Source organism: Microbacterium sp. DMC48 (assembly GCF_056313825.1).
Genome location: NZ_JBQUZN010000006.1, coordinates 480251 through 493433 on the forward strand (window position 1 = coordinate 480251; position 13183 = coordinate 493433).

Sequence of the window (13183 nt, forward strand, 5' to 3'; positions counted from 1 at the left end):
CCCCAGGCTCAGTCGGTGACGGCGCGGCTCTCGTCCGTGCGTGTGGCCTTGCGTTCACGCGCGATCGAACGGGCGAGCACCTGGCCGCCGCTGGTCAGCAGCGCCCGTCGCCAGGGGAGGGTGCCCTCGATCTCGATCTGGATCGAGATGGACAAAACGGTCCGGATGATCACGATGAGCCCCAGGATCACCGCGTCTTCGATCGACGGCTTGGAGGTGATCGTGCGGATGAGGTCGGCGGCCACGAGAACCTCCAGCCCGAGCAGGATCGCGGCGCCGAGGGTGTTGCGCAGCACCAGGTAGGCGTCGTGGCCGCTCCCGCTGCGCCGAAGCGCGCGCACCGCCAGAACGAGGGCGATGACGAATCCGGCGACCATGGCGAGCGCGCCGATCGCCTCGAACCCGAGCGCGATCGCCGTGAACAACGGCTCGATGCTCTCCGCCATGATGTGCGCTCCCCTCGGAGGACCGACATCCTCTCGCCGCTCACTCTACGAGGCGGCTCGCGGGCGCGGCGAGCAGGCGTCGTCCGCGCGCAGACGACGCCCCCACTCGCCGAGGAGTGGGGGCGTCGGTCGGGGGCTTACTTGAACGCGTCCTTGACGTCTTCGCCGGCCTTCTTCACGTGGGCCTTGGCCTGGTCGGCCTCACCCTCCGCTTCGAGCTTCTCGTTGTGCGTCAGCTTGCCGACGCCCTCCTTGACCTTGCCGCCGATGTCCTCGGCCGCGTTCTTGATCTTGTCGTCGAGACCCATGATGTCTTCCCTTCTGCCAACTCCTGCCTCGACGCTATGAAGTCCGCGCGCCGGAGGGCAGTGGGTTGACGCGGCGCGGCCACCGTACTATGCGCGGATGCCGCGGCATCCGGATCCTGATCACGCCGACGGGTCGCGCGGGAGGGGGTCTTCCGCGAGTGCCGGCCAGTCGGGGAGGGGATCGGGAAAAGCCGCCCAGGCCGCGGCTCCGGCCTCCAGCTCCGCGTCGGTCAACAGTGCCTCGTCGAGCGTCGCCATCACCGCACCGGTGATCAGATCCAGCCCGGTCAGCGCGATGTCCTGCGCGGTGAGCGCCGCCTCGGTCCCGGCGTCCTGCGGATCGATCCACATCGCCGAGCCGACCTGATTCCATCGGGCGAGGATGCCGGGTCGGGTCGCGATCCGGCAGAAGCCCGCCGATCGCAGCAGAAGACCGAAGCGCCCGGTGTCGATCTCGTCGAGCGCATCGGCGAGCCGCGAGGGGTGGAACGGTCGCAGTCGTTCGTAACGCACGGTGCTCACCCGCGGGTCGGTCATGTAGGGGTCGTGCTCGTCGTTGAGGGCGCGCACCCACCCGGCACGCTCGAGCACGGGCCCATCGTCGACGGCGGACGGCGCGGAGTCGATGAGCGCCCGGATGTCTTCGCTGGGGCCCCGCGACAGGCGCACCCGAGCGCGCGGCGCCAGATGCGAGGCCAGCGCCATGAGCATCGAGAGCTCGGCTGTCGTCACGTGCTCCCACCGGACGATGCTGACGAGTGTGGCGGCCTCGAGCAGTGTGACGGCTCGGCGTGCACGCGCACCGCTGTCGCCGTCACCGGGGCCTCCACGCTCGTCCAGCGGACTGGGGTCGCGCAGATCGTCGAGCATGTGGCGTGCGTCCACGACGCACACGATCGGCGCGGACGGCGTCCGGGTCACGATGTCCAGGTGGAGCACGTCCACGTCGATGCCGGCATCGATCACGAACCGTTCGACGTCTCGGCGGTCGCGGGTGAGAGCGATGGTGACGGGGTGGTCCGGCGGCGGCGCTGCGGCATCGTCTCTCGTCGAGATGCGCAGCAGTCCGCGCTGCGTGGCGACGGCCAGCCCGGCGGCATAGCGCCGACGTTCCGGAGTGCACACGCCGGCGACGATGAGGGGAGAGGGCAGCACGACGGGGCCTGCTTTCAGGTTTGACGGACGGACGCCTTCACTCTAGCTTCTTATTGAGAAGAATTATCAACAAGGAGGTCTCGTGAAAGTTCGTGCGTCGCTCAAGTCGCTGAAGGAGCAGCCCGGTGCTCAGGTCGTTCGCCGGCGCGGTCGCGTCTACGTCATCAACAAGCAGAACCCTCGGTTCAAGGGCCGGCAGGGGTGACCATCGACGCCTCCTCGACCGCTGACGTCGAGATCCGTCTCGCGCGCCCGCAGGAGGTCCCGGCGATCTGCGCCTTCGGGACGGACGTGCTCCCGGCGCACTACGGCCCGCTCATCGGAGCGGCGGCCGCTGCCGAGCTCGTGGCTCACTGGTGGAACCCGGAGGCCACCTCCCGAGGGGTGGCGGCGGGGGCGGTGTGGGTCGCCGTGGACGCGGACGGAGCCCTCGTCGGTGTCGGCGAGCTCGGCTCCGCCGGCGGCGAGCCCGTCGTCTATCGGCTGTACGTCGCTCCGGGGCGGCGCGGCCGGGGGTTCGGCGTCCGCCTGCTCGATGCCATGATCGCAACGCTGCCGGACGGGACGCCCCGCGTGCTCATCGAGCATGTCGCCGCGAATCGCCGCGCCGGCGCGTTCTATCAACGGGAGGGGTTCGTCATCGACCGCATCGACGTGGTCGACCCCGCGGCGCGCGATCGGGATGTCGTATGGAGGGCGCGCCCCCTCAGCGTCTGAGCGCGAGTCTCAGGCGAAGCGTCCGAGGTGGATGCCCGCATACGCGACCGCGGCGACACTCTCGCCGTCGGTGATCTCGCCGGCGGCGATCATGCGCAGGACCTGGCCGAACGGTACCCACCGCACCGCGTCGATTCCCTCCTCATGCTGGGATGCCTCGGCATCCGCACCCCGGGAGACGCCCTGCGCGAGGAAGACGAACTCTGGCGCGCGGGCGATGCCGTTGAGGGCGTTCATCCGGCCGAGTGCGGTCCAGCGCTCCGCCGTGATGCCGGCTTCCTCGGCCAGCTCGCGCTTCGCCGCGGCCAGTGGGTCTTCGCCGTCGGAGCCTCCCGCCGGCACCTCCCACGAAGGCCCCGTCGTGTAGCGCTCGAGCGAGACGAGACAGACGCGGTCGTCATCGTCGACGGCCACGACGAACACGGCGGGATGCTGCATCTCTACCACCCCGTAGATGCCCTCGCCGTGCGGGCCGACGACGTCGTTCTCCTCGACGCGGATCCAGCGGTTCTCGTACACGGTGCGCGATGCGCGCGTCTGCCACGTCATGCGCCCACCCTAGAACGGGCGAACGGCCCGGACGCAGAGGTCCGGGCCGTTCGAAGGCGTACGTGTGCGCTGCTCAGTACCAGCCCACCGACTCCGAGTGGTCCCACGCGCCGCACGGCGTGCCGTAACGGCCCGCGATGTAGCCCATGCCCCACGCGATCTGGGTCGCCGGGTTGGTCTCCCAGTCGGCACCGGCCGATGCCATCTTGCTGCCGGGGAGAGCCTGCGGGATGCCGTAGGCGCCGCTGCTGTTGGCGGCGTTGACGCGCCAGCCCGACTCCTTGTTCCACAGCGACACGAGGCAGGCGAACTGGTCGTCGCCCCAGCCGTAGTTGGCCGCCGCCATGGAACGAGCGATGCCCTGAGCGGATGCCGGGTCGACGTTGACGTCGACGGCCGGACGCGACGAGACCGACGCGGTCTTCGCCGCAGCGGCCTCCTCCTCGGCCTTCGCCTTCGCGGCGGCCTCTGCGGCCGCGGCGGCCTCGGCAGCAGCCTTCGCCGCCGCCTCGGCGGCGGCCTTGGCGGCAGCCTCCTCTGCGGCCTTGCGCTGCACGGCGGCATCGAGGGCGGCCCGCAGCTTCGCCGTCTTGGCGGCGACGACCTCGGTCTCGGTCTTCGCGTCGGACGTGAGCGTGGGGATCATCATCGCGGGCGTCACGTCGAGTGCGCGCAGCTTCGTGATGAGGGCGCCGAGCTTGGCGGTGTCGACCGTGGTGTCGGTGGTGCCGACATCGAGACCGGAGGCCGAGATGTCGATCGACACCTTCGCGGCGGCGGCGACGGCACTCTGCGCGGCGCTCATCGCGGTGACGCCGCCGGCGGTGATCGCGCTGAGCGGTGCGGAGGTGGTCTCGACGGTGACCGAGCCGGTGGAGGCGGCGGGAGCATCGCTCGCAGCGAAGGCCGGCAGGGCCCCCGCAGTGGTCGTGGCGGCGCCGATCACGAGGCCGAGGCCGAGGAGGGCGGATGTCACGGGGCGGTAAGGCAGACGGGGCATAAAGATAGTACTTCCGGTGAATCAGCACCGCCCGGGCGCCGGAGCGCGAGCGGTGTGCGTCCTCGGGTGGACACGAAGGTCACAGCTTCACAACGTTTTCTGGACATCCCCGGCGCAGAACCTGAGTGAAACCTGTACGCCAAACGCCCGTCAGCCCGCGTTTCCTCCGGTCCGTTTGCCACGGTCCGAGCCCTGTCCGCTGTCCTGGCGGCGATATAGAGTCGCCTGCGACAGATCGTCATCGACAGGACGTCGCATAACGAAAAAGAGGCGAAAAAATGGCATCCAATTCGGCATCCGAGATCGTCGACGCCGTCGGCGGACCCGGAAACATCGCGAGTCTCACCCACTGCGCCACACGATTGCGCTTCCAGCTCAACGACGGAGACAAGGTCGACAAGACCGCCGTCGAAGCCATTCCGGGAGTGCTCGGCGCGGTCCCGCAGGCCGGCGACCGCTTCCAGGTCGTGATCGGCGGCGGCGTGCAGACCGTCTACAACGAGATCATGGCGCTGCCCGTCATGGCCGGCGGTGCATCCGCGCCCGGCGCGGGCGAGAGCGACGCCGACATCAAGGCGCGCGAGCGCGCGAAGGGCCCCCGCGGCACGAACGCGTGGCTCGACACGCTGTTCGAGTTCCTCTCGGACTCCTTCCGCCCCATCCTCGGCGCCCTCCTCGGCGCGTCGCTGTTCATCACGTTCATGGCGCTGGCCGCGACGCTGCACTGGATTCCGGCGTGGAACGCGCCCGGTGTCGTGCTGCCGCCGTCGTGGGCCTTCGTCAACCTCATGTGGCAGTGCGTGTTCATCTTCCTGCCGCTGATGGTGGCCTACAACGCGTCGCAGAAGATCGGTGCCGACCCGTGGGTGGGCTTCGCGATCATGGCCGTGACGATGCTTCCCGGATTCGCGGGGCTCGGCAAGACGGCGGATGCCGTGCAGACGACCTTCCTCGGCTCGCAGATCACGACCGTGCAGGTGTTCGGCCTGCCGCTGACGATCTTCGACTACAGCTCGCAGGTGTTCCCGCCGCTGCTGATGGCGGCCGTGCTGGGCCTCGTCTACAAGGGGCTGAAGAAGGTCATCCCCGAGAACATCCAGCTCATCTTCGTGCCGTTCATCTCGATGCTCGTCATGATTCCGCTGACGGCGTTCCTCATCGGCCCGATCGGCGTCTACGCGGGCGCGGCCCTGGCGAACCTGCTCAGCTCCATCAACACGTTCTCGCCGTTCATCTTCGCGATCGTCATCCCGCTGGCCTACCCCTTCATGGTGCCGCTGGGCCTGCACTGGCCGATCAACGCCATCATGCTGCTGAACATCCAGACCCTCGGCTACGACTTCATCCAGGGCCCCATGGGTGCGTGGAACTTCGCGTGCTTCGGCGCCACGGCCGGTGTGCTCGTGCTCGCCTGGCGCGAGAAGGACAAGCAGATGCGCCAGACGGCGACGGGAGCGCTCGCCGCGGGCCTTCTCGGCGGCATCTCCGAACCGTCGCTGTACGGCATCCATCTGCGGTACAAGAGGATCTATCCGCGCATGCTCGTCGGCTGCCTCACGGGTGGTCTGATCATCGGCGTCGGATCGCTCCTGCTGGGCCTGCCGCACGGCATCACGACGCAGGCGTTCGTCTTCACGTCGCTGCTGACGATCCCCGCGTTCAACCCGATCGGTCTGTACCTCATCGCCGTCGCCGGCGCCTTCGTCGTCGCCATGGTGCTCGTCATGATCTCGGGCTACAAGAACCCGGAGCCGGCGGGTGCGGCCGTTGCCGCGGCCACGGCGGGTGCGGCATCCGTCGCCCCCGGTGCGGCGCGCGACAGCATTCCGGCCGTCGCCGGCAGTGGCGAACTCGCCGGTGTTGCCGGTGAAGGAGCGCAGACGGCCACCGCGGTCGCCGAGCGTACCGCCGCAGTGGGCGCGCTGATCCAGGTCGCGGCACCGTTGGACGGCACGGTGGTGCCGCTCGACACCGTGCCCGACCCCGTCTTCGCGGGCGGAGTGATGGGGCCGGGCGTGGCGATCGAGCCGACCGGAACCACCGTCTACGCACCGGGCGCCGGTGTCGTTGTCGCCGCCCAGCCGACCGGTCACGCCTTCGGCCTGCAGCTGGACAACGGCGCCGAGATCCTCATCCACGTCGGCATCGACACCGTCAACCTGAAGGGTGAGGGGTTCGACGTGAAGGTGAAGAACGGCGACCGCGTCGAGACCGGCACGCCGCTGGTGACCTTCGACCGTGCCGTGATCGAGAAGGCGGGCTACCCGCTGATCACGCCGGTGATCGTCCTCAACGGAGACACGTTCGACACCGTCGACCCGGTGAAGCTCGGCCCCGTCACCCACGGCGCCCCGCTGCTGGACGTGCAGAAGAAAGCCTGACACGGCGGCGTTTCGACCCGCTGCGCTCTGCGTTTCGATTCGCTGCGCTCTGCGTTTCGACTCGCTGCGCTCGCTCAACGACCGGGGCGGATGACCTCGGTCGTTGAGCGAGGGAGCGCAGCGGCGAGTCGAAACGCGGTGGCCCTCGCCGTCAGCGAATCTCGGCGACCGCGTCCCAGATCGCGTCGGCGACCTCGCGCTTGGTGCCCGCGGCATCCGTCACGACCTGGTCGGACGCATCGAGCAGGAGCACCCGGTTGTCGGCCACTTCGAAACCGTGATCCTCGTCGACCCGGTTCACGGCCAAGAGGTCGACGCCCTTGCGCGCCCGCTTGCGCCGCCCCCGGGCGAGCAGTTCCTCGTCGTCGGCGGCCGTCTCGGCGGCGAAACCGATGATCGTCTGCCCGGGCCGGCGTGCCGCGACAAGCCCCGCGAGCACATCGGGGGTGGTCACCAGCTCCAGCCGCGGCACGCCGTCCTCCTTGCGCAGCTTCTCGCGCGAGACCTCCGCCACGCGGTAGTCGGCGACCGCGGCGACCATCGCGACGACATCGGCACCGGCCGCGGCATCCGTCATCGCCGCCTCGAGTTCGGCGGCCGTGCCGACGCGCACCATCGTGATGCGCGTGTGACGGGATGCCGCGGCGAGCACCCCTTCGTCGACGTGGGCCGCCACGAGCACGACGTCGGCGCCGCGGTCGGCGGCGGCGAGGGCGAGCTCGGCACCCTGGCGGCCGCTGGAGCGATTGCCGAGGAAGCGCACCGGATCGATGGGCTCACGCGTCCCACCGGTCGACACCGCGACCCGCACGCCCGTGAGGCCGGTCGACGAGGAGGAGGGTGCCGTAGAGGGCGCTGCGACGGCGAGGGCGGACGCGAGGATCTCCTCCGGCTCGACCATGCGCCCCGGCCCGCTGTCGCCGCCGGTCAGCGGACCGTCGGCCGGCCCCACCACGTGCACACCGCGTGCGCGCAGCGTTGCGACGTTGGCCTGTGTCGCGGCATGCTCCCACATCGCCGTATGCATGGCGGGGGCGACGACGACGGGGGCTCTCGTGGCCAGCAGCGTGACACCGAGCAGGTCGTCCGCGATGCCTGCGGTCATCTTCGCGAGCGTGTTGGCGGTCGCAGGGGCGATGATGATGAGCTCGGCCGACGTGCCGAGGGCGACGTGGCGCACGCGGGCCACGTCATCGTGGACACTGGTCGTGACAGGATTCCTGCTGACGGCCTCCCACGTGGTCGTCCCGACGAAGCGCAGCGAGTCCTCGGTGGGAACAACGTGCACCTCGTGCCCGTTGGTCACGAGGGCGCGCACGAGGTGCACCGTCTTGTACGCGGCGATGCCGCCCGTCACGCCCACGACAACGAACATGGTCCGATCCTGCCACGCCCGACGGCGGGGCCACGAGGAGCGGACGGAGAGGTCTCGAGCAACCGTGTGCACCGTCATCGTCCACGTTCCGCACGACGACGGCGCACCCGTGCGGCTGCTCGCCGTCCGCGACGAGGATCCCGCGCGCTCGTGGGATCCGCTGGGCGCCTGGTGGCCCGAGCTTCCCGCTGTGCGAGGCGTGCGCGACCGTCGTGCCGGTGGTGCGTGGTTGGCCGCGGATGCCGAGCACGGCCGCGTCGCGGTGATCCTCAACCGCGCCGACGTGCTGGCTGCCGACCCCGACGGCGAGCCGCCCGTCTCCCGCGGTCGGATCGGCCTGGACGCCGTCGCGGGTCGCGGCCCGGACGACCCGCCGCGCGCGCAGGGATTCAACCTCGTCGAGGCGACGCCGGCCGGTGCCCGCGTCACCATGTGGGACGGCGGCGCGCTGCGGCACGTGGAGCTTGCTCCCGGCATCCACATGGTCGCGCATGACGACGTCGACGACGAGGCGACGGCGCGCATCGCGGCGTGGCGCGAGGCCTTCAGCGCGCCGGCTGCCATCGACGGGCACTGGTGGGAGCCCTGGCTCGACACTCTCGAGCTGACGAGCGGACTGGGACCCACCGACGATCGCGCCATCGTGCGCGACAACCGTCCCTTCGGGTACCCGACCCTGTCGCTGCTGGTCGTCGCCGCCTCGCTCGGACCCGACGGCGTCGACGTGCGCTACGCGGAGTTCGACGAGCCGGGGCAGTGGAACCGACCCCGGCTCGCCTGAGCTCTGCGCCGTCCTCGCCTCAGGCTGCCCGGCGGATCGCCGTCACCAGCGGCCGGGACGCGAGCAATGACAGGCGCACCAGCAGGATCCCGGCGACGAACGTGCCCACGATCACGGCGAGGGAGACGGGCGCGACGAGCACGGTCATGCCGACGACCGGCAGGGCCAGTGCGGCCCCGACGAGCGCGCCCCCCACCGCCGCCCATCGCAGCGGCACCATGACGGTGAGCGCGCGGGCGCGGCGCAGTTCGCGCCCCGGCATCCCCAGACGATCCAGGCCCACGATGAGCTCGCGGTCCTCGAGCGTGGACGCGGCCTGTGTCACCCCCACCGAGCAGGCGAGCAGCGCGAAGCCGACGCCGAGCGTCACGAGCACGCCCGTGCGCATGTCGGCGAACAGCACGGCCTGAGACCCTGTCTGCCCGTCATCGCCGGCGAGGGCCACGAGGCTCGCTCCCGAGCCGCCCACCACTGCGATGAAGGCGATCATCGCGATTCCCGAGACCCGGCGCCAGGCCGAGGCCGCGTGCGCCGACAGCTCACGCCCGGCGATGAGTCGCGCCGGAGACGACGTGGTGCGTGCGAGGCTGCGTCCGCGAGCGGCGACCAGCGGTGTGCCGACGACGTTCACGATCAGCAGCGCGACCCCGAACAGGCCCATCAGGACGACCAGTCCGACCGCGGCGCCCCAGACCTGTGCGATGGCGCTGATGTTCGACACGGCGGTCACGACGGCGACGATCGCGAGCACGCCGAAGATGAGCGCCGTCGTGCGCCGCCGTGGCGGGTCGGTGCGACGCGCCACGCCGAGCGGCGTGAGCTGTACCCGTCGCAGGCTCAGTGCCGCGCTCGCCGTGGCGACCACGACGACACCCACGACCGCCCCGGCCGCCGTACCCGCGCCGGTCCAGAGAGCCCCGGCGCCGACGGGGCCGCCGAAGAACGGCAGCAGTCCCACCAGCGGCAGCAGCGCCGCGTACAGTCCGACGCCCAGGATGCCGCCGACCAGCGCGGTCGCGCCCGCTTCGACGACCGTCATCGCGCTGACCTCGCCCGCCCCGGCCCCGAGAAGGCGCAGAGTGGCGAGGCGGTCGTTGCGTCGGCGCGCCGACAGGCGTGCGGCCGCCGCGCCCAGCGTCGCGATCGGCACCGTGAGCAGCACGAGCGCCAGGGCGCTCAGCACCCGATAGACGATTTCCGTCTCTGCGGCCGCGCGAGGATCGGTGAAGAACATGCGCACCCCGCCGACGACGACCAGCAGCAGCGCGGTCGTGACGCCGAACGCGACGATCGGCAGCACCAGTGCCGCGCGACCCTGCCGCGACGGACGTGCGAGCATCACGGTGAGGCGGACGGTCGTGGCCAGGCTCATGCGACACCACCCCTCGCGAGCGTCGCCGGCCCCTGGATGCGACCGTCCGTCATGTGGAGCGTTCGCGAGCAGCGCGCCGCGACGCCCGGGTCGTGCGTCACGACGACGAGGCTGCGGCCCTGCCCGGTCGTCGCATCGAGCAACGCGGTGAGCACCTCCGCCGAGGTGCGTGAGTCGAGGGCGCCGGTGGGCTCGTCGGCGAACACGATCGGAGCCCCCGTCACCTGGGCGCGGGCGATCGCGACCCTCTGCGCCTGGCCGCCCGACAGCTGTCCGATACGGCGCTGCTCCATGCCGCCCAGTCCCAGAGCCGCGAGCCACCCCGCCGCGTGGGCTTCGGCCTGGGCGCGAGGCGTGCCCAGCAGCAGAAGCGGCAGGGCGGCGTTCTCCACGGCGGTCAGCTCGGGCAGCAGCAGGTGCTCCTGGAAGACGAAGCCGAGCTGGCTGCGACGGACGGCGGAGCGCCGATTCTCCGTCATGCCCACCAGTTCCACCGCGGCGCCGTTCGGCGACGACAGGACGACCGAGCCGGCGTCCGGGGCGATGATCGCCGCCAGACAGTGCAGCAGCGTCGTCTTGCCGGAGCCGGAGGCTCCCATGATGGCGACGGATTCGCCGGGGTCGATGGAGACATCGACGCCGGCGAGGGCGACGAGGTCTCCGTAACGCTTGACGAGGCCGGATGCGGAGAGGACGGGTGCGTGCATGTCCTCCAGTCTTCGCCGCAGCCGGCGCGGCGTCGTCGGTCCGGGGATGTATCGGCATCCACCTTTCGGGCGATCTGTCTCGGGGGTCGGGAGTCGCTGCTAGCGTCGCGGCATGGGAGTCGACGACGGCGAGCCGGTGTTCTTCGCGGATGCCGCGGCCTTTCGCGCGTGGCTCGAACAGAACCACGACACGGCGACGGAGCTCTGGATGGTGCGCCGCCGAAAGGCCCATCCCGAGCCGGGGCTGCTCTGGGAGGACGCCGTCGCCGAAGCGCTGTGCTTCGGCTGGATCGATTCGACGAGTCGACGACTCGACGACGACGCGCGCATCCAGCGCTGGACACCGCGCAAAGCCCTCTCGACGTGGAGCGCCGTGAACGTCGCGCTGGTCGAGAAGCTCACCGCGCAGGGGCGCATGCACCCGGCCGGCCTCGCAGCGTTCGAGCGGCGCCGGCCGGAACGCACCGCGATCTACTCGTATGAGACCAGCGACGAGCTCGACGCGGACGAGCTGGCCGTGATCGCGGCCGTTCCCGCCGCTCAGTCGTTCTGGGATGCCGCGACCCCGGGCTACCGTCGCATCTGCGCCCACTGGGTGCACGGCGCGCGCCGTGCCGAGACGCGGAGCGCCCGCCTCGCGCAGCTCGTCGAGGAGTGCGCGGCCGGGCGGCTCATCGCGTCGCAGCGCTACGGCACCCCGCCCGCGTGGCTCGCGCGCGCCGCTGCGGCGGCCGCGGCGCACGGAGAGTCGTAACGGCGACGCACGGCCGCGTCGTCGACCGTCAGCGCCGGCGCAGCAGCAGCACGCCGTCCTCGAGCGTCCCCGGCTCCCCATCGGGGCCCGTTGCGGCGCGGGTGCGGGTCTCCACGCGCACGGGCTCCCACGCCTCCGGGTCGAGGTCGAGCAGTCGCAGCTCCTCCTCCGGGGGCAGCAGCCGTGGGCGTTGCCCGTCGTCTTCGTGACGGGACCACGGCGGCGCCGCGGCGTGCGACACGATCAGCAGATGGCCGCCGACGGCGACGCGCTCGGCGGCTTCTCGCAGGAGGGCGATGCGGGGAAAGTCGGCTTCCCAGGAATGCAGGAAGCTCGCGCTGACCAGATCGAACGTCCCGGGCGGCACGGCCTGCGTGCCGCTTCCCACGAAGAAGGTGACCCGTTCGGAGAGTCCGCGCTCGCGCGCTGCGGTCGCACCGCGGCGGATCGCCGTCTCCGAGACGTCGACGGCCGTGACCTGCCAGCCGCGCTCGGCGAGCCAGACGGCATCCGCCCCCTCGCCGCAGCCGACCTCCAAGGCCCTGCCGACCGGGAGCGCCGCGGCGATCTCGGCGAAGGTCGCATTGACGTGACCCGACCAGACGCTGTCGCGGGCGGCGTAGCGCTGCTCCCACGCCGAGGCTCGTTCGCGGGCGCGCTGCACCAGTGCCAGGTCGCCGTCCTCCACGGCCAGCGCCGCATTCGCCCCGGCTCCGGCCATCGATCCCGCTGCCATCGCGACCGGAACATTGCCGTAGGGCGCGACGACGTTGCCGGCCGCCCACACGCGCGGATGCGAGGTCGTGCCCAGGAGGTCGACCGCCAGCGGCGCTCCGGGCGCGTCGGTGCGCGCGAGGCGAAGGGCGTCGGCGAACGCCAGGTCGATCGCTGGCGTCGGCGCGACGAACAGGGCATCGATCGCGTGCGTCTCGCCGTCGGCATCCCGCGCCGCGTGCAGCGCACCGTTCGCCCCGTCGAGGGCGACGATCGGGGTCGGCACGATGCGGATGCCGCGAGCCCGCCAGCGCACCCGCAGCTCGTCGTCGAGGGGCTCGATCGCGCCCGTGAGGGCGGTGAGCTCCTCGCTCCACTGCCGAACCAGCTCGATCTGGTGCACGCTCTGCGGCGAGGTCGCCAGCACGCCGAGACGGCTGCCCGCCACCTCGAAGCCGTGGCAGTACGGGCAGTGCAGCACATGGCGTCCCCAGTATTCGGCGAGCCCCGCGACGGGCGGCAGCTGGTCGCGCACTCCGCTGGCGATGATGACGGCGCGAGCGGTGTCGACCGTGCCGTCGGTGCGCGTGAGGCGCAACACGGCGCCGTCATCGCGGATGCCGTCGACCTCGCCCTCTTCGACGCACACGCCGTAGCGGCCCAGCTCGTCGCGTCCGCGCGCGAGCAGCGCCTGGGGATCGATGCCGTCGTGCCCCAGGACGCCGTGCATGTGCGCGGCGAAGCGATTGCGCGGGCTGGCGCCGTCGATCACCAGCGTGCGCCGACGCGCACGTCCCAGCATCTGTGCGGCGCTCAGGCCGGCCGCGCCGCCGCCGATGACGACCGCGTCCCACTCTCTGCTCTGCATAGGTCCACTGTGGAAGGTGCGGGTGATGATTGCAAACATAATTGCACTATTGGCAA

Annotated in this window: 14 protein-coding genes; 5 read left to right on the forward strand and 9 right to left on the reverse strand. The window is 71.2% G+C overall.

Annotated features, from left to right (window positions below):
• Positions 1 to 8 precede the first annotated feature (8 nt).
• From ACT53O_RS14250 to ACT53O_RS14260, 3 genes are all read right to left on the reverse strand, one after another.
• Positions 9 to 446 carry a DUF1622 domain-containing protein gene (locus tag ACT53O_RS14250; RefSeq protein WP_135950056.1) on the reverse strand — a complete coding sequence of 146 codons (438 nt, stop codon included), beginning with the start codon at positions 444 to 446 and terminating at the stop codon, positions 9 to 11.
• Between the two features lie 137 nt (positions 447 to 583).
• Positions 584 to 754, reverse strand: coding sequence for a CsbD family protein (locus tag ACT53O_RS14255; RefSeq protein WP_036320714.1), 171 nt, complete (start codon positions 752 to 754; stop codon positions 584 to 586).
• 120 nt (positions 755 to 874) lie between these two features.
• The gene (locus ACT53O_RS14260) at positions 875 to 1909 is read right to left on the reverse strand and encodes a CobW C-terminal domain-containing protein (protein WP_347417743.1); all 1035 of its coding nucleotides are present in this window, start codon (positions 1907 to 1909) and stop codon (positions 875 to 877) included.
• 82 nt (positions 1910 to 1991) lie between these two features.
• Between ACT53O_RS14260 and ykgO the strand changes: the two genes are divergently transcribed.
• Together ykgO and ACT53O_RS14270 are read left to right on the forward strand one after the other, a co-directional pair.
• Positions 1992 to 2114 carry a type B 50S ribosomal protein L36 gene (gene ykgO / locus ACT53O_RS14265; protein WP_005049715.1) on the forward strand — a complete coding sequence of 41 codons (123 nt, stop codon included), beginning with the start codon at positions 1992 to 1994 and terminating at the stop codon, positions 2112 to 2114.
• Entirely contained in the window at positions 2111 to 2626 is a 516-nt protein-coding gene (locus tag ACT53O_RS14270; RefSeq protein ID WP_476153112.1) for a GNAT family N-acetyltransferase, read from the forward strand. The genes ykgO and ACT53O_RS14270 overlap by 4 nt, the downstream gene beginning before the upstream one ends.
• 9 nt (positions 2627 to 2635) lie before the next feature.
• Here ACT53O_RS14270 and ACT53O_RS14275 read toward each other — a convergent pair whose 3' ends face one another.
• Positions 2636 to 3175 (reverse strand): NUDIX domain-containing protein, encoded by a 540-nt coding sequence (locus tag ACT53O_RS14275; protein WP_112931804.1) that lies wholly within the window; start codon positions 3173 to 3175, stop codon positions 2636 to 2638.
• Between the two features lie 73 nt (positions 3176 to 3248).
• A complete protein-coding gene (locus ACT53O_RS14280; RefSeq protein ID WP_347417741.1) occupies positions 3249 to 4175 on the reverse strand; it encodes an aggregation-promoting factor C-terminal-like domain-containing protein in 927 nt (308 codons plus the stop codon).
• Between the two features lie 278 nt (positions 4176 to 4453).
• On the opposite strand from ACT53O_RS14280, the gene ACT53O_RS14285 reads away from it, so the two are divergent.
• Positions 4454 to 6556, forward strand: coding sequence for a glucose PTS transporter subunit IIA (locus ACT53O_RS14285; protein WP_476153115.1), 2103 nt, complete (start codon positions 4454 to 4456; stop codon positions 6554 to 6556).
• A gap of 151 nt (positions 6557 to 6707) precedes the next feature.
• On the opposite strand, the gene coaBC is transcribed toward ACT53O_RS14285, so the two are convergent.
• A complete protein-coding gene (gene coaBC / locus ACT53O_RS14290; protein ID WP_476153117.1) occupies positions 6708 to 7931 on the reverse strand; it encodes a bifunctional phosphopantothenoylcysteine decarboxylase/phosphopantothenate--cysteine ligase CoaBC in 1224 nt (407 codons plus the stop codon).
• A 64-nt stretch (positions 7932 to 7995) separates the two neighbouring features.
• Between coaBC and ACT53O_RS14295 the strand changes: the two genes are divergently transcribed.
• Positions 7996 to 8712 (forward strand): NRDE family protein, encoded by a 717-nt coding sequence (locus tag ACT53O_RS14295; protein WP_476153119.1) that lies wholly within the window; start codon positions 7996 to 7998, stop codon positions 8710 to 8712.
• 19 nt (positions 8713 to 8731) lie between these two features.
• Here ACT53O_RS14295 and ACT53O_RS14300 read toward each other — a convergent pair whose 3' ends face one another.
• Positions 8732 to 10084, reverse strand: coding sequence for an FtsX-like permease family protein (locus ACT53O_RS14300; protein WP_476153121.1), 1353 nt, complete (start codon positions 10082 to 10084; stop codon positions 8732 to 8734).
• Positions 10081 to 10791, reverse strand: a complete 711-nt coding sequence (locus ACT53O_RS14305) for an ABC transporter ATP-binding protein (RefSeq protein WP_347417736.1) — start codon at positions 10789 to 10791, stop codon at positions 10081 to 10083. Before ACT53O_RS14305 ends, ACT53O_RS14300 begins: the two co-directional genes overlap by 4 nt.
• A 112-nt stretch (positions 10792 to 10903) precedes the next feature.
• Here ACT53O_RS14305 and ACT53O_RS14310 point away from each other — a divergent pair, with 112 nt between their 5' ends.
• Positions 10904 to 11545 carry a YdeI/OmpD-associated family protein gene (locus tag ACT53O_RS14310; RefSeq protein ID WP_036320692.1) on the forward strand — a complete coding sequence of 214 codons (642 nt, stop codon included), beginning with the start codon at positions 10904 to 10906 and terminating at the stop codon, positions 11543 to 11545.
• Positions 11546 to 11573: 28 nt separating this feature from the next.
• Here ACT53O_RS14310 and ACT53O_RS14315 read toward each other — a convergent pair whose 3' ends face one another.
• Positions 11574 to 13127 carry an FAD-dependent oxidoreductase gene (locus ACT53O_RS14315; protein ID WP_476153124.1) on the reverse strand — a complete coding sequence of 518 codons (1554 nt, stop codon included), beginning with the start codon at positions 13125 to 13127 and terminating at the stop codon, positions 11574 to 11576.
• Positions 13128 to 13183 lie beyond the last annotated feature (56 nt).